This is a genomic window from Cryobacterium algoricola (genome assembly GCF_004402485.1).
Taxonomy (GTDB): Bacteria; Actinomycetota; Actinomycetes; order Actinomycetales; family Microbacteriaceae; genus Cryobacterium; species Cryobacterium algoricola.
Window position 1 is genome coordinate 58712 of sequence record NZ_SOFG01000021.1, and the last position, 21049, is coordinate 79760.

Consider the following 21049-nt stretch of genomic DNA (forward strand, 5'->3'; position numbering starts at 1 on the left):
GGATTCTCAGCAGAATGAGACGAGGTACTCGGCGAAGCACAGCACCGTGAGCGATTGGCCGTACGGCATCGCCGTCTGGTCGATGTTCTTGTAGAAGTCCAGGTCATCGCCCATTCCGGTTCCGACCGAGACGTTCTGGACTTCGCCATCGTCGGTGATCCGGTCGAAGAGCGCGGCGACGGCCTTCTCGGCCACGGCCGCGTAGCTCGTGTCGATGTAGCGTTCGTGCACCGCTTTGAGCAGCCCGTATGCGATGCCGGCCGTCGCGGACGACTCCAGGTAGGAGGTCGGGTCGTCGAGCAGCGTGTGCCACATGCCGGACTCGTCCTGCAGTTCCGCGAGCGCGGAGACCTGGCTGTTCAGAATTTCGAGTAACCACTCCCTGACCGGGTCGCCGGGCTTCAGCCCCAGGGTTCCGATGAGTTCCGGAATGGCGATGGTGATCCAGCAGTTGCCCCGCGCCCAGAGCGCGTTGGCGTAGTTGTCCCTGCGGTCGAACGACCAGCCGTGGAACCAGAGGCCCGTCTTCTTGTCCATGAGGTACTGGGCGTGGATGAGGAACTGATACTTGGCTTCCTCGATGTATTCCGGCCGGTCCAGCAGGCGACCGATCTTCGCCAGCGGCAGCACCGTCATCATCAGGGTGTCGTCCCAGAGCTGCTGGGAGTTCGGTCCGGCATAGGTCATGTGCTGCATGCCGCCGCCGTGGGTGCGCGGCATGTCGTGCATGGCCCACTGCGCCCACTGGTTGAGGTACGGCACGTACCTGCTGTCCTTGGTGTCCTCGTACAGGCAGGCCATGGCGAGCAGTGGCGCCATCGTGTTGACGTTCTTCGGCGGAGCGCCCGCGGCAAGCGCGGTGTCGAACCACTCGTGCACGACATCCGCTGCGAGAGGATTTCCGGTGATCCGGTAGTTCTTGTAGATCCCGTAGAGACCGACGCCCTGGGGCCAATTCCACACATTCCAGCTCTTGTCGTCGACGACGACATCATTGAAATGGAGCAGAAACTTACCCGACTCGTCCCTGATTGTGGTCAGGTTGGAGATCATGGCATCGATCTTGTGGACGATCTGCTCTCTGCTGACGGCAGTGTCTAGATGCATGGTTTCTCTTCACAATCTTCTTTGATTCCTTGGTATTTGAAACGTTACAACCCGCGAATCCGCGGATACAGGCCCCGTCATGTCGACCGTTGCGCAAAAACTGCCGTTTCTTGCAGCGGAGGCTGCGTGCCAGACTGTCGCCTGAGCTCACGGAGAGGAGAGGACGATGGAGCCTCGCCGCGCAGTGATCGTGAACTCGATGATCTCCGGGCATTTCGAGCTGTACCACGTCGACAATGCCGTCCGTGAGCACGCGAACCTGCACTATCACGACTTCCACGAGATCAACTGCGTACTGAGCGGCACGGGTGTCTTCCGGCTGGGCGGGACCGAATACTCCACGGAACCGGGAACCGTGACCTTCGTGCGGAGGAACGACCTGCACAACATCGTCAGGCAGTCCAGCGAGTACTACGAACGTGCCTACATCCACATTCGCGAGGAGTTCCTCACGAGCCGTTCGTCGGAAAGCACCAACCTCAACCTCCTGTTCGCCAAGGACGGCACCCCGACGAGCCAGGTGATCCGAGTGGATGCCGGCTGGTTGCGCGACCAGATCTCTCGCCTGGACGATCCCGGTCAGGGGGGCTTCGGCGCGGACCTCGTCCGCGAGAACCGGCTGATCGAGTTCCTGATCGAACTCAACAAGGCGGTCTTCGACTCCGAGAACGCGGTCGTTCCCCACGACCTTCCCGTGTCCGCCCTGATCTCGGCGGTCATGGGCTACGTCGCAGACAACCTCGACGAGGACCTGTCGCTCGATGCCGTCGCGGGCAGGTTCTTCATCAGTAAGTACTACCTGTCACGGCAGTTCAAGACGAACACCGGACTCAATTTCCACCGGTACACGCTGAAGAAACGGCTGCTGCACAGCAAGGATCTGCTGAGCACACACGGAAACGCCCTGGACGCCTATCGGCAGGCCGGGTTCTCGTCGTACACGCACTTCCTTCGCTGCTTCAAGGACGAGTTCGGCATGACGACCAAGGAGTTCATCCGCCGGAGTCGAAACCCCGAGGACATTCACTTCGAGAATCCCGATTCCGCGTAGCGATCCACCGTCCTGGCGATCGCGTCGTTGACGGTTTCCTCCATGATCACCGCGAGATGGGGAGAGTGCGCGCTGATCGTCGCCAGGATCTGGGCGACCGGAAGCACCCCGTCGTCGATGTCGCAGCGGATGACCCGGCCATCCGAGAGGCGGTAGTCGTCGAGGTGAGCCGCGACGATGCGTCCCCCGAACCGCTCGAAGGCGTCGCCCGCCAACACCGCAAGGTCGACGGGCTCGTGCGGGTCGAGCAACGCCGTGGCGTCGAACACGATGCCGAGGTAGGGCGAGTCGATGTCGTCGAGGAGTTGCTCGACCCGATCGAGGTTGTGGATCGGGTGGTTGATGCCCGGCTCGATGGCGACGATGGTCCCCACGCGTTCGCCGAATTCGGCCAGCCGCCGGATGACCGCGGCGGTCTCCCGATACGCCTCGTCGGTGAAGTTCGCCCGGGTGAAGGCAAAGCCCTCCCGGTTGACGCTCCCGGTCTCGGTCGCGACCATCGGTGCCCCGAAGTGCCGGGCGTTGCGAAGGTAGGCCTCGAACTTCCGCAGGATCGGCTCCCGGCGCCCGGCATCCGGATGGATGATGTTGTCGTAGCAACCCAGCACGGCGATGTCCACGCCCTGGGCGGCCAGCGTGCGGCGGAAGTATGCGCCCATTCCCGGGTTGAGGGCGTCCGCGCCGCTCAGCTCGGGGAAAGACCGGCCGAGCGCAAGTTGCACGGTGTGCACCCCGTAACCCGCCAGGCCACGTGCCAGCTCCTCGGGAGTCGACGCCCACGTCACATCGTGCCCGCGAGCGCCGAAATTGATTGTCATGTCCCAACCTTTCACCGCGGTGGCCAACTCGCCGAACTGTACTCCTGTCCCCGTGCGAGCCCTGACCTCGTCATCAGGCAGAGTTGGGACGCCCCGTGACCGGCACGACCCCCGCACCCGGCGATAATCAGACCATGGGCGTAGATCGAGACAACGAGGAGGCCAGACCTCGTGCCGCCAGTGTGTTCGATGTGGCCAGGGTCGCCGGAGTATCCCACCAGACGGTTTCCCGTGTTCTGAATGATCACCCCAGCCTGCGCGCGGCCACGCGCCAGAAGGTGCTCGATGCCATGCGGGAGTTGAACTACCGGCCGAACGCCGCCGCCCGCGCGTTGTCCTCGAGCCGATCGCGCCTGATCGGAATCCTGTCGACCTCGAGTGGAGAGTACGGCCCCGCGACCATCGTCGCGGCCATCGGGGCCGCGGCACGCAGTCGCGGCTACAGCGTGACGATCGCGAACGCGGACGGACTCGACCGGAAATCGGTGGACGACGCCCTCAGCCACCTGGCCGATCTCTCGGCCGAGGGGCTGATCGTGGTCGCCCCACAGACCCAGGTGCTCGTCGCGCTCGAAGGCCTGACGATCCCGGTGCCGTACGTGACACTGCAGACGGCGGCGGGGAGCGCGCCACACGACGGGATGCTGGACCAGGTCCGGGGGGCCCGGCTGGCCACCTCGCACCTGCTGGACCTCGGCCACCAGCGGGTGGGCCACATCGCCGGCCCGCCGGAATGGCTCGACGCACAACAGCGCCTGACCGGCTTCCAGGAGGAGCTCCGGTCGCGACAGCTGGATCCACGATTCGTGGAGATCGGCGACTGGAGCGCCGCGTCAGGACATCGTGCCGCCCGGGCGCTGATCGGACAGGGCGTGACGGCCATCTTCTCCGGCAACGACCAGATGGCGCTCGGCGCTCTGAGCGCCGCAGTCTCTCTGGGCCTGACCGTGCCGGGGGACCTCAGCATCGTCGGCTTCGATGACGTTCCCGAGGCCGCCTACTACCAGCCCGCGTTGACGACCGTGCGGCAGGACCTGGCCGAAGCCGGGCGGCGCGCCGTGGCGCTTCTCCTCGGCGAAGCGGACGTGCGCCCGGTCGTCGACCCGGAGCTCATCGAACGGGCGTCCACCGGCGCCCCGCCGGAGCGGCTGCGCCCCGCACACTGACAGTCGACAGACGGGAGGACGATGTCGTAGACTGCATACCATCGCGCATGTGATCGATCACATGAGCAAGTCAAAGGAGTCTTGTGTCGACATCGAAAACCGTTTCCCCCGGCGATTCCGCGCGAGACGACCTGCGCGCGGGGCGTCTCTCCCTCGGGATAGAACTGGGGTCGACCCGGATCAAGGCCTGTCTGATCGGCGAAGACCCGTCGCAGGTGATCGCGGTCGGCAGTCACGAGTGGGACAACGAGTTCGTCGGACAGGTGTGGACCTATTCGCTCGAGAACGTGTGGTCCGGCTTGCAGGCTGCCTACGCCGACCTCATCTACAATGCCGAATCTCGCTACGGCGTGCGCCCCGACAGCTTCGCGGCGATCGGCGTCTCGGCCATGATGCACGGATACCTCGCCTTCGATGCGGCCGGTGACCTCCTCGCGCCGTTCCGGACCTGGCGGAACACGACGACCGGCCCAGCCGCGGCGGAACTCACCGAGCTGTTCGGCGTGAACATCCCGCTGCGCTGGTCCATCGCACACCTCCGCCAGGCGGTCCTCGACAACGAACCACACGTTCCCGAGATCGCCTCTCTCACCACCCTCGCCGGTTATGTCCACTGGCAGCTCACGGGTCGGAAAGTCCTGGGCGTCGGCGACGCATCGGGCATGTTCCCGATCGACGCACTGACCAAGACCTACGACACCGAGCTCCTGGCGCGCTACGACGGGCTCTCCGCATCGGGAACCGCCGGATCCCACCTCGTCGACCTGCTGCCGGAGGTGCTCGTTGCGGGTCAGCCCGCTGGGAACTTGACCGTCCAGGGCGCCCGCCTTCTCGACCCGACGGGTACGCTCAAGCCCGGCGCGGCCCTCTGCCCGCCCGAGGGTGATGCCGGAACGGGAATGGTCGCGACCCGGTCCGTCGCCCCCCGCTCGGGCAATGTCAGTGCGGGCACGAGCATCTTCGCCATGGTCGTGCTCGAACGGCCGCTCGACAATGTGCATCACGAGCTCGATCTGGTCACTACTCCGGCTGGGGACCCCGTCGCGATGGTCCACTGCAACAACGGTGCGAGCGAACTCGCGACCTGGGTCGGCCTCTTCGCCCGGTTCGCCACGGTCGCCGGCCAGCCGCTCGCCAGCGACGCCGTCTTCAACGCGCTGTTTAGCGAAGCACTCGAGGGCGAGGCGGACGCCGGCGGGCTGCTGGCCTACAACCACCTGGCGGGCGAGCCGATCGCCGGCCTCACCGAGGGCAGGCCCCTCGTCGTGCGCACGCCGGACAGCCGGTTGACGCTCGCGAACTTCATGCGGGCCCAGCTCTACGGGGTCTTCGGCACGCTCAGCCTCGGGATGCGCGTCCTTGCGGACGAGGGTGTCGTGATCGACGAGATGTTCGCCCACGGCGGCATGTTCCGCACCGCCGGGGTCGCGCAGCGATTCCTCGCCGGGGCGCTCGGCACCCCCGTCACCGTGACCGAAACGGCCTCCGAAGGCGGGGCCTGGGGCATCGCAGTGCTGGCGTCCTACCTTCGGGCCGCCGAGCACGGCCAGAGCCTCGACGACTACCTCGACGAACACGTCTTCGCGAACACCGCGTTCGACACCACCCAGCCCGATCCGACGGACGTCGCTGGATTCACGACCTACCTTGCGCGGTATTCCGCCGGCCTCGCCGTCGAACGTACCGCAGTTGACACACTCTCACTGAAGGAAAGCACCCTATGAGCAACCGCATCACTCCCGACCTACGCTCCTACGAGGTCTGGTTCCTCACCGGCAGCCAGAACCTGTACGGCGAGGAGACCCTCCGTCAGGTGGCGGAACAGTCGCGCGCCATTTCGGACACGCTCGCGGCAGCATCCGACATTCCGGTCACGATCGTGTGGAAGCCGGTGCTGAAGGATTCGGAGTCGATCAAGCGGGCGATCCTCGAGGCGAACGCCGCCGACAACGTGATCGGCCTGATCGCGTGGATGCACACCTTCTCCCCCGCAAAGATGTGGATTTCCGGGCTCGACGCCCTCCAGAAGCCCCTGCTGCACTTCCACACCCAGGCGAACGTCGAACTGCCGTGGGCGGACATCGACATGGACTTCATGAACCTCAACCAGGCCGCGCACGGCGACCGGGAGTTCGGCTACATCCAGACCCGCCTGGGCGTCGCCCGGAAGACGGTCGTCGGCCACGCCTCGAGCTCCGCGGTCACCGCGCAGATCGGCACCTGGACCCGTGCCGCCGCCGGTTGGGCTGCGACCAAGAGCCTCAAGCTCGCCCGGTTCGGCGACAACATGCGTTACGTCGCGGTCACCGAGGGTGACAAGACCGAGGCAGAGCTGCGGTTCGGCGTTCAGGTCAACACCTGGGGCGTCAATGACCTCGCCGAGGCCGTCGACGCGGCCACGGAGGACCAGATCGACGCCCTCGTCGCCGAGTACGAGGAACTCTATGACGTCGCGCCGGAACTGCGGGCGGGCGCCGAGCGTCACGAGTCACTGCGCTACGGCGCCGCGATCGAGATCGGCCTCCGGTCATTCCTCGAAGCAGGCGGATTCGGCGCGTTCACCACAAGCTTCGAAGACCTCGGAGCCCTCCGCCAGCTCCCCGGCCTCGCCGTGCAGCGCCTGATGGCCGACGGCTACGGCTTCGGCGCCGAAGGCGACTGGAAGACGGCCATCCTCGTGCACGCCGCCAACGTCATGGGTTCCGGGCTCCCCGGCGGCGCCTCCCTGATGGAGGACTACACCTACGACCTGACCCCCGGGGCGGAAGTCATTCTGGGTGCCCACATGCTCGAGGTCAACCCCGCCCTGACGACCGCGAAGCCGACCCTCGAGATCCACCCGCTCGGTATCGGCGGCCGCGAAGACCCCGTGCGCCTCGTGTTCACGGCCGATCCTGGACCCGCCGTGGTCGTCGCGATGAGCGACATGCGCGACCGGTTCCGCCTCGTCGCCAACGTCATCGAAGTTGTCGAGCCCACCGAGCCCCTGCCGAAGCTGCCGGTCGGCCGCGCCGTCTGGAAGCCCGCACCGTCCTTCGCCGTCTCGGCGGCCGCCTGGCTTACCGCTGGTGCGGCGCACCACACCGTGATGTCGACCGCGCTCGGCCTCGAGGCGTTCACCGACTTCGCCGACATCGCGAAGACGGAGCTTCTCGTCATCGACGAGACGACCGAACTGCGGAGCTTCGAACAGGGAATCCGCTGGAACGCGGCGTACTACCGGCTGGCCCAGGGCCTCTAAGTCCAGGAACCTCAGAACGGATCGCCTGGCCGCTTTCGGCCGGGCGATCCGTTCGTTAAGGGCGGCGCAGCCCAGGTCGCATCGTGTCAGTGATCCCAATCGGCGTCACACCTGTTGATGTTGGACGCTCGATCTAGTCGAATCACTCGAACACACTGGCACCCTCGAGACTTCGTCCTGCAGGACCTGTGCTCTTATGCCGTCTGAGCGAGTGCCTCCTGCTGGAGTCGACGCGCATTGTGAATCAGGTCCACTCCGTCCGGCCCCCACAACAGCCGCATGATGCGCGCCTCGTTTGCAGGGTTCTGAATCTGACGAATGTCAGCTTCGCGACGGCGGATGACGTCATCCGAGGCATCGATCCGGTCCCGAGGCACGCCCGCCGCAACTTGCAACTTCTCCGGAAGCACCGCGTGCATCACGTCGTGCCACTGCTCATAGACTTCGGCCAACGCGTCGGTCGCGAGCTTGTGACTGGGGTCCCAGTTCTGCTGACCGACTTGCTTGTACTGGGCGATCATGTCCACCCCGGTCTCCCTGTCGCGGAAGACGCTCTCGCGGTGTCCGAAGTAGGGCCAATACTTCTCGTAGAGAGCGTCCAGGTCAGCCATGCTCTGCGGAATCTCGGACTCCTCAGCACCGACAAGGCGCAAATACGAGCCCATCTCCATGACGAACTGGTCCCGCTGGGCGGCAGTGAGCGGTCGAGGGGGCTCATCGCCGTGCCACGCGAGCTTCTCGTATGCGCAGAGCATCGCGTGCATCTCGGTGATCGCCGCCCACATCGCGTCCCGCGGCTCAGCCGCAGCGTAGCCGCCCAGCGACGGGTCTTTCGGGTCGATGACATCGCCGTTCACGTGACTGTGGATGCGATGAAGATGCGTGGCCATGCTCGTCGCCGTGGCCGTATCGCCAAGCCACATCGGCGCGTGCATTCCCGAATTGCGCTGAAACCGTTCGAAGAAGTCGAACATGGTGAATCTGCCCGCTCGAGCCTTGCGAGAGATCGGATCCAAGTCGCGGATGCCCGCCGTGATCGGCTTGTAGAGGAACTGCACCGCCCCTTGCGCGGCCGTCTCGAAAACGATCGAGGCGGGATGGAGCAGCACCTCCCAAACGATCGACCCAGGCCCGAAAAGGCCGTAGTCCGCCGATCCATCATCGTTCAGCGACCCGCCTGCAGGTACAACATCGCCGAAGCGACGCCATCGACCGGCATCACCGAGCATGAGCTCTTCTGTAATCACGGGGATCTTGGGCGTGCGTTCGGGTGCGATGCCATCAATATTCACGTGGACTCCTTCGTCATTTACGTACGATGACCGTACGTAACTGATCATAGGTAGTGACCACTCCCGATCACAAGTGTTTCTGCGCCCACGCCAGCCGGCGCTCGATGCGTAGGCTGGTGGACAACGGGCATGTGGAGGGAGCAGGGTGAACGAGCAGAAACAACGCCGGCCGGGGCGCCCTCGAGATCCAGAAATCCACAACAAGGTCCTCCTCGCTGCGCAACGCGTCTATGTGCAGGGCGGCCGAGCAGGCTTCACATTCGAGGCAATCGCGCGAGAAGCTGCTGTCGGAAAGCCAGCGATCTACCGCAGATGGGCATCCGTCGACGATCTGATGGACGATGTCCTTCGCTCCCACACCCTGGTCCCGGAGAACGTTCTTCAAGGAGACCTCCGGGGGGAACTCCAGGAAATCGCGATGGCCACACTGAGACTCGCTCATTCTGAGCAAGGTGCGTTCATCCTGCGGTTGAGTTCTGAGCGAGGGCTGCAGCCGGGGCTTTATCGACAGTATTTTGAGAGACTCCGAAACGTCATCCATTTCCAGAACCGTGCACTCATCGTCGCCGCAATCACGCGCGACGAACTTTCGACGGAATGTGACCCGGATATCCTCATCCAGGCAATCACCGGATCGGTGTTGGTGGGGACTCTCATGGGCTTCGTTCCGCCACCTCGGGAAGCGGAAGCCGCCGCCCGTTACTGCGAACACCTCGTGAACCAGCTGCTGCAGGGCGCTTTGCCCTCGCACCAGCCGCTCCCCCACGCAGTTAGTCCGGATGGACGCGCCCGGGCGTGACGTCGCCTTCCCGGCTGCTGACCGCGACCTCTCAACGTTCCGTGAACGACGCCTGGCCGCTTTCGGCCAGGCGATCCGGTCATAAGTCCGGCGCAGCCCACCGGACCTGGTCACTCGCTCCGGCCATTCCGATCAGGCCGGGCGCACCGCTCGAAGCGTCGCCAGGATCGCCTCCGGGTCGAAGATCTCCGGGTTGCGGATCGCCTGGATCGAGGCACCCTGGACCAGGGCGACCACCGTTGCCGCGAGCTCGTCACCCTGGATGCGGGTCCCGACGGCGACCTCACGACAGACCGGCGAGAACGCCTGCAGGTAGCGACCGAAATTCGATTCGATGCGGGTGCGGAACAGGTCGTCGCGTCGGGAGAAGTAGAACGCGAAGATCAGTTCGACCGCACCGTGGTACTCCACCAGGCGCTCCAGCTCGACCCGGATCATCCGCTCGAGGCGGTCCCACGGCTCCAGCCGTTCCAGGCCGGAGTCGGACAGGGCGTCGAGCGTGCCATCGAGCAGCACGCCGAGCAACGCCTCGAGCAGACCGTCTTTCGACTGGAAGTGGAAGAACACGAGGCCCGTGGAGATGCCGGCCGCGGTGGCCACCCGGCGTGCAGTGACGGCATCGAGACCCTCGGCGAGGGCGATCTCGTACGCAGCGGCGAGGATCGCAGCGCAGCGCTCCTGTTCGGGCTTCTTGGGGCCACCCATCGATCAGGCGTCTTCCTCGGTGCGCCGTTCGGCGCGATACCGGCGCCAGGCCAGCCACGCGCCCGAGGACCAGAGCGCCCACAGCACCAGGACGGGCTGGAAGAGCAGCCGAACTGCGCGATCGAGGTCGGTGTTGAGCCCGAAGGAATCGGTGTGCGTGACCAGCTGGGAGATATTGCCGGGGAAGATGGCGATGAAGAAGGCCGCGACGATCCAGCCGACCTGTACGCGGTACCGGCCCAGCGCGAGCAGGGAGGCACCGAGGACGATCTCGACGACGCCGGAGGCCAGGACGACGAAGTCTCCCGCGATCGGAAGCCAGGTGGGTACCTGGGCGAGGAACGCCTCACGGTTCACGGTGAGATGGCTGATGCCGGCGAGCAGGAGGAAGGCTCCCAGCACCATCCTGAATATGGTGCGAAGCACGGTCGTGCGCTTCTTCTGCGGTGCGAGGAGGTTCATGGTGCGGCTTTCGTCGGGAGATTCGCGGGGAGAAGCGATGCTCCGACTCTACATTGATCGCACGGTCAATGATCACCCGGTCAATGGCGGAGCTCCGGGACGGGAGGAGGCGAGGGCGGCCGCTCCGCTGCGCTCCGGTGAATCGAGCTAGCCGCTCGTGCGTGACCGAAGTAGGTTGACGGGAATGCGCCCCTGGTTCGCCCACCAAAGGAGATGTTCCGTGCAGTCATTCACAAGATTCCACACCGCCGCCGTCGCGGGGCTGTCCGTGCTGGCACTCACTGCCTTCGGGACGGGAAGCGCTGCCGCCCTCGGCACGCACGCGAGCACAGCACGTGCAAACAGTGCCGCCAGTGCCGCCTACACGGTCGGGGCTCCCGGGAGCGGCGACCCGTACTTTCCTTACGACGGCAACGGCGGTTACGACGTGCTGCACTACGATCTCGCCCTGCGCTACGCGCCGCCGACGGACCCCGCGGCACTCGTGGGAAAGCTCAGCGGCATCGCGACCATCACACTGCGAGCGAAGCAGAACCTGCAATCGCTCAACTTCGATTTGCGCGGTCTCGACGTCACGTCGGTGCGGGTGGACGGCAAGGCGGCGGCTCACGGGAAATCGCCGGGCAACGGCAGCGCCGAATGGTCGCAGAAGCAGGACGACGCCAACCGGTTCTGGGAGCTCACCGTCGGTCTGCTGCCGAAGCTCAGGGAGGGAAAGTCCACAACGATCATCATCGAATACGGCGGAAACACCGGGCGTCCGCTGGACACAACGGGAGCCCTCTATGGGTGGGTCACGACTGCGGATGGCGCGATGGTGGTCAACGAGCCCGACGGAGCCTCGACCTGGTATCCCGTGAACGACGATCCGCAAGACAAGGCCACCTATTCGTTCCACATCACCGTGCCGGAGGGAAAGACGGCGGTTGCGAACGGTCTTGCCGACGGCCGGCCACGGACCAAAGCCGGGTGGACCACCTGGTCGTGGGAGGCCACGGACCCGATGTCCAGCTACCTGGCGACGGCGACGGTCGGTGACTTCACCCTGGCCAACGATAAGGGCCCGCACGGACTCCCGATCGTCAATGCCATCGACGCGGGCGTGACGGGCCCGGCTCTCGCGGAGACGAAGGCGTCACTCGCGCTTCAGCCCCAGATGATTGCCTTCCTAGAGGGCACGTTCGGGCGCTACCCGTTCGAGTCGTTCGGCGCGATTGTCGACGACGATTCCGTCGACTACGCCCTGGAGACTCAAACCCGGCCCGTTTACTCCCAGGTCGCAGACGAAGCGACAGTGGTCCACGAACTCGGGCACCAATGGTTCGGCGATTCGGTGACGCCCTCCGACTGGAAGGACATCTGGCTCAACGAAGGCTGGGCCACCTACATCGAATGGCTCTGGGCTGAACATCAAGGCACCGCAACGATTCCTGCGCAGTTTGCCGACGCGGTCTCGTACCTGGACGCGAACGACGGCTGGACGCTCAACATCGCTGACCCCGGTCGCGACGAACTCTTCGCGGCTCCCGTCTACCTGCGGGGAGCGGCCGCCCTGCACGCGTTGCGTACGGAGGTCGGCGACAAGGCGTTCTTCGCCGGCGCCCGCTTGTGGCTGAACCGATACAAAAACTCCACGGCGACCACGGCAGACTTCGAAGCCGTGATGGAAAAGACCTCAGGCCGATCGCTCACCACCTTCTTCGACGAGTGGCTGCGTCAGGGCGTCCGCCCGGCGACGCCGCAACTGCAGGCAGAGCTCCCTGCGGGCCCGAGCAATGCAACGCAGGGGCCGGCCGCATCCGACCCCAACGCGGGCCACCGAGAGGCTCGTTGACCAAGGAGAGTGATTCCTCGCCGTGACCCGGTCCGTGCGCCGGTGCCGCGTAGCGCTCTCGGCGCGCGTCACGGGCGCAGTTCGTCAGCTGTGAGCCGCGACCGAACTGCCGCCGGTCGCGAGGCGCATCAGGTCGGTGTCGAAATTGAACTCGGCAGCAGCGCCGTCGGGGCGGGCATTGCTGCCGAAGGAGTGCTGATACTTGTCCCAGACCTTGCCGGTGATGGCGGCACTGATGCCGGTTGCGATCATGGCGGACAGTTCGTTCGCCGCCCGTTCGATCCTGCCGAGGAGGGCGGGGTCTGCCCAGTCTTCCGGTGCCGCGAAGACCGAGGTCGGTGTCGTGAGCGATCGCATGAAGGCGAAGAGGGAGCGCAGCTGGTCGTCGATGACGAGGGCGTGGCGCGCCGTGCCCGCTGTTGCGGAGAGCACGAGGGGCTTGGCGATCAGGAGGTCGTTGTCGAGGACGTCGACGAACGACTTGAGCAGTCCGCTCATCCCGGCCTTGTAGACGGGTGTGGCCACGATCACTCCGTCGGCAGCGGCGAGCTGGTGGACGGCGTCGAGGAGCGCGCCCTGGGGGAACCCGGACACGATAGCGTGCGCGATCTCCCCTGCGAGTGGGCCGAGGTCGATCAGGCGGACCGAGGCTGGGATGCCCTGGGCGCGAAGTTGATCGATGGTCTTCTGCGCGATCCGATCGGCGAGCATCCGTGACGAGGATGGGTCGCTCGTGCCTGCGTTGACGATGACGATGCGCCGAGGCTCATCAGGGGTGTCGGTGAGGTTCTGGGTTGTGGTGCTCATGCGCGGATTCGCGGGCTTTCCTGGTCGGTGTGCGTGGGGTGGATCGCGGAGGTGATCGTGCGCGAGATGTCGCGCAGCTGCTCGAGCTGCTCGTGACTGAGCGCTCGGGTCATGGTGGATGCGACGGCCGACGCATGGCGGCGGCCGACGACCTTCTGGATGCGTGCGCCGTCGGGCGTGAGGACCATCCGGACGGCCCGGCGATCGTGATCGTCCACGCAGCGTTCGAGAAGTCCGCGCGTCTCGAGTCGGGCGATGAGGCGTGAGATGCCGGCCTGGGTCATCAGGATGCCGCGGTTGATCTCGACCATGCTCATCCCGTTGGCCGACTTGGACAGGGTATAGAGCACGTCGTATTCGTTCTGGGAGACCTCGAGCCAGACGTCGTCTGCGCCGAAGGTCCGGAGGAGCGCCACCTGGGCCCGGAACATCGCTTCCCAGGCTTCGTTGGCCAACCGGGTCTCGCCGCTCACAGCAGCACAGGGTAGTTGGCGGGACGCTCGGGGTCGCTGTCCTGGTACGGCGACGTGCCGGTCACGTTGTCGCCGCGGTTGGCGTTCGGGCGGGGCTGGCGGGGTTCGGCATCGCCGTACTTCGCCCGGACCAGGCTCTCGTGGGTGGGCGCATCTGCGGCGCCGGGAGACCGGCGTGCGGCCATTTCCTTGCGAAGCACGGGGACGACTTCGGAGCCCAGGAGTTCGAGCTGGTCGAGCACCATTCCGAGCGGGAGCCCGGCGTGGTCCATCAGCCACAACTGGCGCTGGTAGTCGCCGAAGACGTCGCGGAACTCGAGCGTCTTGTCGATGATCTGCTGCGGGCTGCCGACACTGAGCGGTGAAGCCTCGGCCCACTGCTCGAGGGAGATGCTGTGATCGTAGACGGGAGCGCTGTTGAAGTAGGGACGGTAGGCGTCGAAGGCGTCCTGGGAGCGGTGGGCGATGAAGGCCTGACCGCCGAGCCCGACGATGGCCTGTTCCTCCGTGCCGTGGCCATAGTGGGCGAAGCGCTTGCGGTAGAAGTCGACGAGGGGCTTGAAATGCCCGTTGGGCGCGAACAGGTTGTTCGCGAAGAAGCCGTTGCCGTAGTACGCCGCCTGCTCCGCGATCTCGGGGGTGCGAATCGAGCCGTGCCAGACGAACGGGGCCACGTCGTCGAGAGGGCGCGGAGTCGAGGTGAATCCCTGGAGCGGGGTGCGGAACGTTCCCTCCCAATCGACGACGTCCTCGGACCACAGGCGGTGCAGCAGGTTGTAGTTCTCGAGGGCGAGCGGCAGCCCCTGACGGATGTCCTTACCGAACCACGGGTAGACCGGGACGGTGTTGCCGCGGCCGAGGGTGATGTCCAGGCGGCCCTTGGCGAGATGCTGGGCCATCGCGTATTCCTCGGCGATACGCACCGGGTCATTGGTCGTGATCAGGGTCGTCGACGTCGACAGGATGATCCGGTGGGTGAGCGCCGCGATGTGGGCGAGCAAGGTCACGGGCGACGAGGAGAAGAACGGGGCGTTGTGGTGCTCGCCCATCGCGAAGACGTCGAGGCCGACTTCCTCCGCCTTGACGGCGATCTTCACCGATGCATCGATGCGCTCGGCCTCACTGGGTGTGTATCCGGTGGTGGGATCCTGGGTGATATCGCTGACCGCGAAGATGCCGAACTGCATCGTCGGTTCCTTTCCTCTGCCCGGGGAGCCGAGCGGCTTGACTGCATGACTGGTTATGTATGTTCTGCGTAACGATGACTGTAACCACTCGTCCGCCGAATACATTCCCAGTTGTGTATTGTGGGCGCGCCGCGGAGCCCGGAGCGCGGTTCGCATCCGTCATTCGACGAGACGGACGTCCCCAGGAGAATCGCCTTTTCTGTGGCTAAGCCGCTTCTCGCGTGGGCCGGTATCGCACGGCGACCGCTCCCGACCGGAACTCGTGGCGGTCGACGAGTTCGAGCTGGATGCGCTCGCGCAGACCGGCGAGCAACGTCGGCCCGTGTCCGGCCAGGACCGGGTGCACGACGAACTCGTACTCGTCGATGAGTCCCAGGTCCGCCAACGCCACGGGGAGTGTCACTCCACCGACCCACAGGCCCTCGCCGGGCTCCTCTTTGAGCCGCTGGACCGCCAGCGCCAATCCGCCCTGTACCAGCTCGGCATTCCACTCGACGCCGCCCAGCGTGGCGGACACAACGTACTTCTTCGCCCGGTCAATCGCCTCGGCGAACGGAAGCTGCCACTCATTCACCCAGTCGGGCCAGGCGCCCGTGGCAGGCTTCCGCCACGCGGACTCCATCATTTCGTAGGCCACCCGGCCGAACAGCAGGGCATCGGCTCGCTCCATCTCCGCGGTCCAGTAGCGCATGGACTCCTCGTCTGGCGGGAGCCCCGCCTCGTGATGGCAGCAGCCGTCGAGTGTTACGTTGATCGAGTATCGAAGTGGTCTCATCTCAGGCTCCCCTCTGATGCGCAGCGCGTCTTCACGGGACCGGAAGTCTGCCAGACCGCGTGCACGCGCACGTCGTTTATGGGCAGAGAATAGTCAGCCTCGTTGCCCAACGGCAATGCGCTCGGGCTAGGCGCGCCTGGACCGAAACCGGCCAGTCGTATTCGCCCACCTGGGCGGGTCGCACACGACACTGCTGTTTCCACTGCGTGACCGCTGACAGCGCCCCCCGCAAACCTGAACTACTGGGTGACACCCTCGAGTAGGTTTACGAGCTCGTCGAGTTCGACGTCCCAGCCCTCTCGGTTCTGCTCAAGACGTTCGCGACGGTAGAGGGTGCCGCCGGGGAGTGTTTCGAAGCCCGACTCGATCACCGTGACATCCGTCCCCGTACCAGCATCGGCGATGGTGAAGCGCACGTGCGTCGAGTACTCGTCAAGCTCTTCGGCGGGGATGCCCGACCAACGGAAACCGAACGAGCCGTCGGGCACCACCTCGGTGATTTCGATCGGGAAGCTGCCGTAGTCATCCCAGTCGATGCTGCCGGTAGCACCGGGCTCGAGCGCGCCGAACTCCACACCGTCTCCAAACCACTTGACCATCACCTCGGGGTCGGTCAGCGCCTTCCAGACTTTCGCGCGGGAGGCCTCGATGTGCACGGTGCGGGTCACGGTGTGGCCCTTGATTCTTGCGTGATCAGACACGGTGTTTCCTTCACGTTCGAGCAGAGCGCGACGGGGACACTGCCCGCCGAGCGGCACGTCGACTAGTTCTGCAAACGCACCTCATCGAGCGTACCTATGTTTGCGTATCGGTTCACGGGCGGGAGAACCCCGTGAAAACGAGCACGAATCGGCGCCCAACCCACTCGGAAACGACGCATGGCCTCCAAAACCTCGGAGGCCATTCGTTTTGGGACTAGTTCTTGGAACAGAATCAAGCAATTCCAGGAACAACCCCGTGGCGGTACCGGTGGGATTTGAACTCAAACTCGCGCCCAATAGCCGCCTGGATCGAGGTCAACTTCCGCGTAATTTCAACGGTTTTCGATCACTGTGACGTGCCCGAACCCAACCTGAATTCCGTCAGATGTTGCCAAAATGTTGCCACGCGGCTGAGAACAACGTCCGTCGCATTCGACCGACTACCTGCCTCACGGCCTAGCGTCGAAGTTTCGCCATGCTGTTTCCCAACTTGGCAATCTCCTCTGGACTAGGCGGGAGCAATCCCTTGAAGCCGGTACCCACGATCATGAACGGAAGCGCGCTGGAAAGGTCGTGTTGCCGAACCACGACCTCCAAGCCGCCAAGTCGCTGACTCCGCACGACGAACATAGCCGGCACAATGTCGGCGATGTCGGTCCACGCCCATCTGCATATTTCGTACGGCCGTCCCCATCCGTCCCAGATCGCAATCCCATCCGCGGACCCCACCAAAGTGAGATACCCGAATCCCAGGCCGACTATGGAATGTCCTTCGGAGTCGACAACCCGCCTGAGCGCCTTCCTCAGTTGCAGAAGCGCCCTGGAGCGGAGCACGATGGCGTCGGGGAAGTTGATCCGAAGCCGTCGTTCTCGAAGCTCTGCAAGGTGCCTCATCGTAAGCACCCAAGCAAACACGACAACGGATGCTGCGACCGCCCAGACTCCGATCTCAAGCACCGAGTTCCAGGCTGCTGCGGGACTCCCAGTCGTTTTCAATGTGCTGCGGTAGGTCATCGCCGAGTAGCCGACGGCGAGGACGACCATTCCCAAAATCCCGCCCAGCCCTCGACTCCCCAGTCGAGGCGGCTTAGTCGACTCAGACACCGGTCTCTGGCTTGCCGTCGCTCGTCAATTGGCACCCCCACTCGGCCAGGCAACCAGACCGCTCGCTGAGGTACCGAAATCAGGAATCGAGGCTCTGTGCCAGTTCAGGCTGGCATATGCCCCTGTCGGCGTCAAGCAGTCGGGTCGGGCCGTCAACTTCGAATTCGCTGTCCAACCAATCGAGTGTCGTGAAACGAACTTTCACCGTGGTCAATCCCCCAGCGATGCCGAAAGGGGTGAGCCCAAAACTGTTCCGATTGCATCCAGTTTGCCGAGCTGACATTCTTCCGCGGCGGCCATTCTTTTCTGTTCTCACGACCGAATGCGCCCCTACCAAACCATCGTCGCTCTCACTCCAACTGCTCCAACAACCTCGCTCTCTTCTTCTCTTCTCTTCAATTTTTTCATCTCTATTTTTCTCTCTTCCATCTCTTTCTCCTTCCCTGTCCCACAGCCTCCCCTTTACTTCCCAACCCCCCACACAATGCCGTTGAGTGTGGGGGGTTGGGAAGCGAGCGCAGCGAGGGGGTGGCTGTGGGACAGGGAAGGAGGGCCCTTACCTAGTCGTTTGGGTATTCGCTCTCAACGAATAGCCAAACGAATAGGCAAACGAATAGGCGGTGCCTCCGGACAGGGCTTTCCGGCCGAGTGCTGACATCGTCTTTTGAACCCGCAACTCCCTGCCGATGATCTCTCCCAAGTCGTGCACGTCGTCCCCTTTGACGAGCACATCCATTCACCAGATAGCGAACGTGAGCATGTTCAAGACGTCGCAATGACGATCGCTTTGCGTGCCGGCGTCACAGCGTCGGTCTCCGGCAGGTCGCTTTCGGCGGCAACCGTGCATACAGTCCCACACCTCGACTGTTCGGTCTCGAAGGGCTCGAGCCCCCTGTCGCGCACTGTGTCGGAGCAACTGAGTACTCTCGGCATCGATAGATCGCAAATCCCGCTGAACGCACCATTTTGAGCTCACGCGCGGCTTTCCCTGGCTGAGGTCAACGTGCCAGAGCACCATGGGAGCCGAAGAACTCCGCAGTCGAATCGCGAAAGGACTTCAATGACACGTTTCCAGGACGGTTGCGATTCCGTCGCCATCGGGATGCGCGGAGTCGTCAAGGCAGGTGTCTGACGATGGGAAGCATCGAGTCGTACGTCACTGCGAGCGGCAAGCGTTACCGAGTTCTCTACCGTCGGCCCGACCACCGCCAGACGCAGAAGCGTGGCTTCCGGACGAAGAAGGATGCTGAGCTGTACCTGTCGGCGGTCGAGATCAAGAAGGCCACGGGCGAGTACATCGACGCAACTGCGTCCAAAGCCACCATCGCCACGCTGGGGGCGGACTGGCTCGCCTCACAGACCCACCTCAAGCCGTCGTCGCTGCACCCTGTTGAGATCGCATGGCGCCGCTACGTCCTGCCGACCTGGGGGCTGCGCCAGGTCGGTGAGATTCGCCACAGCGACGTGCAGATCTGGATCTCTCGACTTGTCGTTGGCCGGAGCGCCACGACGGTCTTGAGGATCTACGGCGTTCTCGCCGCGATCCTCGACGTCGCGGTCAAGGATCGACGCATCCCCTCGAATCCCGCGCGAGGCGTCACGCTCCCCCGAAAAACAAAGGGCCAGCACGCGTACCTGTCGCATCGTCAGGTCGCTCTGCTTGCCCAGAACTCGCGTCAGCAGTCAACGCTTATCCTCGTGCTGGCGTACACCGGTCTGCGCTGGGGCGAAGTAACCGCCCTACGCATCCGCGACGTGGACACGGTGCGGCGGCGCATCCGCGTGCACGAAAACGCTGTGAACGTCGGCGGCACGATTCACGTGGGCACACCCAAGACCCATCAGGCCCGCGCCGTCCCGTACCCCGGCTTTCTGAATCCGCTGTTCGCCGAGCTGATGCAGTCCTCGACCGGGACTGCACGCGGCCGGGATGAACTCCTGTTCGGCAACGGGCGCGACCACATGCGCAGCCCGGACACCCGGCGCGGCTGGTTCGTGTCGGCGGTGCGCAAGTCGCAGGCAGCCGACGCGGCATTCCCGAGCCTCACGCTGCACGACCTACGCCACACAGCAGCGAGCCTGGCCATCTCGGCCGGCGCCAACGTCAAAGCCATCCAGCGGATGCTCGGCCACGCCTCGGCAGCGATGACCCTCGACACCTACGCAGACCTCTTCGATGACGACCTCGACCTCGTGGCCGACGCCCTCGATGACGCTCGCACCCTCAGCATCGACTGAGTAGCGCCAGATCAACCTCATAACCACTTGGGACACGTCGATTGCTCAGCGGCACGAACAGAACGTGGTTGTTTCCGAAGAGGCGAATCTAAGCCATCTACGGGCCCGAGTTCCATTCCGGCGGGGTACATGTGCGTCTTTCGCCAAAATACATCTCGAAGCACTCGCGCCATAGTTCCGAGTTCGCTTCGGCTAATTCGACTAGCCAGACACAGGCCATCATGAGGTCGTCCGTGGACTTGAACGCGGGGGAAGATCGCCACTCGACCTTGCCATCGTCCAGCTCCGATGCGTGCCACCCCGAAAGCGCTGTGGCCGGGCTCGGGTGCGCGAACTCACTCAGCTGGTCATAGACCCCCTTGAACTCACCGAACCGCGCACTTGCACCGTTCGTGATCTGGCCGATTCGTAGCCTTGTAGCGCGAGGCGCCTCCGGGTACAAGCGAGCCAGATCGTCCGGTCGATCCTTGAGCCTCACAAGTACGGCCGCGTTCTCTGCATAGCTTCTGATGAGGGTGAATGCGGCGAATGGATTCCCCGCCCGGACTGCGTCCAAAGCTCCATCGTGAAACGATTGTGCGCGCGTCAGCAAAGACATCAGGGTCATCATGGGGACATCGAAATCAATTGGTGTCGGAAATGCGTCCGCAGCAAATCTAATGAGTCTTACTCTTGCTGCGGCAGCCTTCTCAATCCCAGATTCACGATCCGATATCCCGTGGAGTGCCGGCAGACTCGGTTCGCCTTGGTCTTCGATGTACATCCGCGCAGAGTATCGTGCTCGCGTCGACCCTTAGCGCTCGACACGTAGTCAGATGCGCACTTGCTCTTGAAGTCGTAGAAGCGATACCGGGCTTTTCCACCAATAGGCTGGCCAGCCCTTCAGCATGTTTGATGATTCAGATGTCGTCATCATTCGCACTGACCTTCCTGGCGATCTTCCGGGTCCGCGAGGACTTCGGGTCTCTAGAGGCTTTCAGAGCCACCCTGCGCCGCTGACGGTTGTTGCCAAAATGTTGCCATTTGGGGATTTGCGGGAAAAGAAAACCCCCACATCCCAGTGTTTACAAGGGATGCAGGGGGTGATTCGTGGCGGTACCGGTGGGATTTGAACCCACGGTGGAGTCTCCCCCACACAACTTTTCGAGAGTTGCACCTTCGGCCGCTCGGACACGGTACCGAGGGAGATTGTACGTGAGAAACCGGGGTCTGCGCGAATCCGGCGGATTTCGAGAACGTGCGGACGGCATCCGCTGCAGCCGAAACCCCGACACGCGGGCACAGGAAGC

Annotated in this window: 19 protein-coding genes and 1 tRNA gene; 7 read left to right on the forward strand and 13 right to left on the reverse strand. The window is 64.2% G+C overall.

Features of this window, described 5'->3' with window-relative positions; genetic code table 11:
* Nucleotides 1-6: 6 nt before the first annotated feature.
* Nucleotides 7-1107: a beta-galactosidase BglB gene (gene bglB / locus E3O44_RS15320; protein ID WP_134535645.1), complete on the reverse strand. Its 1101-nt coding sequence runs from the start codon at nt 1105-1107 to the stop codon at nt 7-9.
* Between the two features lie 166 nt (nt 1108-1273).
* On the opposite strand from bglB, the gene E3O44_RS15325 reads away from it, so the two are divergent.
* Nucleotides 1274-2158 (forward strand): AraC family transcriptional regulator, encoded by an 885-nt coding sequence (locus tag E3O44_RS15325; RefSeq protein WP_134535646.1) that lies wholly within the window; start codon nt 1274-1276, stop codon nt 2156-2158.
* Here E3O44_RS15325 and E3O44_RS15330 read toward each other — a convergent pair.
* Complete coding sequence (locus E3O44_RS15330) at nt 2131-2976, reverse strand: sugar phosphate isomerase/epimerase family protein (RefSeq protein WP_134535647.1); 846 nt, start codon at nt 2974-2976, stop codon at nt 2131-2133. The two genes, E3O44_RS15325 and E3O44_RS15330, sit on opposite strands and share 28 nt — an antisense overlap.
* Before the next feature lie 134 nt (nt 2977-3110).
* Here E3O44_RS15330 and E3O44_RS15335 point away from each other — a divergent pair, with 134 nt between their 5' ends.
* The 3 genes from E3O44_RS15335 to araA all read left to right on the forward strand — a co-directional run bounded on the left by E3O44_RS15335 (nt 3111) and on the right by araA (nt 7383).
* Nucleotides 3111-4142: a LacI family DNA-binding transcriptional regulator gene (locus E3O44_RS15335; protein WP_134535648.1), complete on the forward strand. Its 1032-nt coding sequence runs from the start codon at nt 3111-3113 to the stop codon at nt 4140-4142.
* Nucleotides 4143-4225: 83 nt separating this feature from the next.
* Nucleotides 4226-5866: a xylulokinase gene (locus E3O44_RS15340; protein ID WP_134535649.1), complete on the forward strand. Its 1641-nt coding sequence runs from the start codon at nt 4226-4228 to the stop codon at nt 5864-5866.
* Nucleotides 5863-7383, forward strand: coding sequence for an L-arabinose isomerase (araA, locus tag E3O44_RS15345; protein ID WP_134535650.1), 1521 nt, complete (start codon nt 5863-5865; stop codon nt 7381-7383). Before E3O44_RS15340 ends, araA begins: the two co-directional genes overlap by 4 nt.
* A 194-nt stretch (nt 7384-7577) precedes the next feature.
* Here the strand turns inward: araA and E3O44_RS15350 are convergent, their stop codons facing one another.
* The gene (locus tag E3O44_RS15350) at nt 7578-8675 is read right to left on the reverse strand and encodes an oxygenase MpaB family protein (protein ID WP_198415963.1); all 1098 of its coding nucleotides are present in this window, start codon (nt 8673-8675) and stop codon (nt 7578-7580) included.
* 145 nt (nt 8676-8820) lie between these two features.
* Between E3O44_RS15350 and E3O44_RS15355 the strand changes: the two genes are divergently transcribed.
* Nucleotides 8821-9474 (forward strand): TetR/AcrR family transcriptional regulator, encoded by a 654-nt coding sequence (locus E3O44_RS15355; RefSeq protein ID WP_134535651.1) that lies wholly within the window; start codon nt 8821-8823, stop codon nt 9472-9474.
* 132 nt (nt 9475-9606) lie between these two features.
* Here the strand turns inward: E3O44_RS15355 and E3O44_RS15360 are convergent, their stop codons facing one another.
* Entirely contained in the window at nt 9607-10179 is a 573-nt protein-coding gene (locus E3O44_RS15360; RefSeq protein WP_134535652.1) for a TetR/AcrR family transcriptional regulator, read from the reverse strand.
* 3 nt (nt 10180-10182) lie between these two features.
* Entirely contained in the window at nt 10183-10641 is a 459-nt protein-coding gene (locus E3O44_RS15365; protein WP_134535653.1) for a DoxX family protein, read from the reverse strand.
* A gap of 220 nt (nt 10642-10861) precedes the next feature.
* Here E3O44_RS15365 and E3O44_RS15370 point away from each other — a divergent pair, with 220 nt between their 5' ends.
* Nucleotides 10862-12475, forward strand: coding sequence for a M1 family metallopeptidase (locus tag E3O44_RS15370; RefSeq protein WP_241976367.1), 1614 nt, complete (start codon nt 10862-10864; stop codon nt 12473-12475).
* 84 nt (nt 12476-12559) lie between these two features.
* Here E3O44_RS15370 and E3O44_RS15375 read toward each other — a convergent pair whose 3' ends face one another.
* From E3O44_RS15375 to E3O44_RS15400, 6 genes are all read right to left on the reverse strand, one after another.
* Entirely contained in the window at nt 12560-13282 is a 723-nt protein-coding gene (locus tag E3O44_RS15375; RefSeq protein WP_134535655.1) for a CE1759 family FMN reductase, read from the reverse strand.
* Nucleotides 13279-13755 carry a MarR family winged helix-turn-helix transcriptional regulator gene (locus E3O44_RS15380; protein WP_134535656.1) on the reverse strand — a complete coding sequence of 159 codons (477 nt, stop codon included), beginning with the start codon at nt 13753-13755 and terminating at the stop codon, nt 13279-13281. The genes E3O44_RS15375 and E3O44_RS15380 overlap by 4 nt, the downstream gene beginning before the upstream one ends.
* A complete protein-coding gene (locus E3O44_RS15385) occupies nt 13752-14942 on the reverse strand; it encodes a CE1758 family FMN-dependent luciferase-like monooxygenase (RefSeq protein ID WP_134535657.1) in 1191 nt (396 codons plus the stop codon). The genes E3O44_RS15380 and E3O44_RS15385 overlap by 4 nt, the downstream gene beginning before the upstream one ends.
* Nucleotides 14943-15147: 205 nt before the next feature.
* Complete coding sequence (locus E3O44_RS15390) at nt 15148-15717, reverse strand: dihydrofolate reductase family protein (RefSeq protein WP_134535658.1); 570 nt, start codon at nt 15715-15717, stop codon at nt 15148-15150.
* A gap of 239 nt (nt 15718-15956) precedes the next feature.
* Entirely contained in the window at nt 15957-16418 is a 462-nt protein-coding gene (locus tag E3O44_RS15395; protein ID WP_166792678.1) for an SRPBCC domain-containing protein, read from the reverse strand.
* 456 nt (nt 16419-16874) lie between these two features.
* On the reverse strand, nt 16875-17462 hold the full coding sequence (locus E3O44_RS15400; protein ID WP_134535660.1) for a hypothetical protein: 588 nt from the start codon (nt 17460-17462) through the stop codon (nt 16875-16877).
* A gap of 1194 nt (nt 17463-18656) precedes the next feature.
* Here E3O44_RS15400 and E3O44_RS15405 point away from each other — a divergent pair.
* Nucleotides 18657-19760: a site-specific integrase gene (locus E3O44_RS15405; protein ID WP_134535661.1), complete on the forward strand. Its 1104-nt coding sequence runs from the start codon at nt 18657-18659 to the stop codon at nt 19758-19760.
* 97 nt (nt 19761-19857) lie between these two features.
* Here E3O44_RS15405 and E3O44_RS15410 read toward each other — a convergent pair whose 3' ends face one another.
* Both E3O44_RS15410 and E3O44_RS15415 read right to left on the reverse strand, forming a co-directional pair.
* On the reverse strand, nt 19858-20523 hold the full coding sequence (locus E3O44_RS15410) for a hypothetical protein (RefSeq protein ID WP_134535662.1): 666 nt from the start codon (nt 20521-20523) through the stop codon (nt 19858-19860).
* A gap of 327 nt (nt 20524-20850) precedes the next feature.
* Nucleotides 20851-20940 (reverse strand) — tRNA-Ser (locus tag E3O44_RS15415).
* Nucleotides 20941-21049: the final 109 nt, after the last annotated feature.

Bases quoted from the DNA above. Each gene is read 5' to 3' on its own strand.
- bglB (WP_134535645.1), bottom strand. From the start codon at position 1,107: ATGCATCTAGACACTGCCGTCAGCAGAGAGCAGATCGTCCACAAGATC.
- E3O44_RS15325 (WP_134535646.1), top strand. From the start codon at position 1,274: ATGGAGCCTCGCCGCGCAGTGATCGTGAACTCGATGATCTCCGGGCAT.
- E3O44_RS15330 (WP_134535647.1), bottom strand. From the start codon at position 2,976: ATGACAATCAATTTCGGCGCTCGCGGGCACGATGTGACGTGGGCGTCG.
- E3O44_RS15335 (WP_134535648.1), top strand. From the start codon at position 3,111: ATGGGCGTAGATCGAGACAACGAGGAGGCCAGACCTCGTGCCGCCAGT.
- araA (WP_134535650.1), top strand. From the start codon at position 5,863: ATGAGCAACCGCATCACTCCCGACCTACGCTCCTACGAGGTCTGGTTC.
- E3O44_RS15360 (WP_134535652.1), bottom strand. From the start codon at position 10,179: ATGGGTGGCCCCAAGAAGCCCGAACAGGAGCGCTGCGCTGCGATCCTC.
- E3O44_RS15365 (WP_134535653.1), bottom strand. From the start codon at position 10,641: ATGAACCTCCTCGCACCGCAGAAGAAGCGCACGACCGTGCTTCGCACC.
- E3O44_RS15375 (WP_134535655.1), bottom strand. From the start codon at position 13,282: ATGAGCACCACAACCCAGAACCTCACCGACACCCCTGATGAGCCTCGG.
- E3O44_RS15385 (WP_134535657.1), bottom strand. From the start codon at position 14,942: ATGCAGTTCGGCATCTTCGCGGTCAGCGATATCACCCAGGATCCCACC.
- E3O44_RS15390 (WP_134535658.1), bottom strand. From the start codon at position 15,717: ATGAGACCACTTCGATACTCGATCAACGTAACACTCGACGGCTGCTGC.
- E3O44_RS15400 (WP_134535660.1), bottom strand. From the start codon at position 17,462: ATGGTCGTCCTCGCCGTCGGCTACTCGGCGATGACCTACCGCAGCACA.
- E3O44_RS15405 (WP_134535661.1), top strand. From the start codon at position 18,657: ATGGGAAGCATCGAGTCGTACGTCACTGCGAGCGGCAAGCGTTACCGA.
- E3O44_RS15410 (WP_134535662.1), bottom strand. From the start codon at position 20,523: ATGTACATCGAAGACCAAGGCGAACCGAGTCTGCCGGCACTCCACGGG.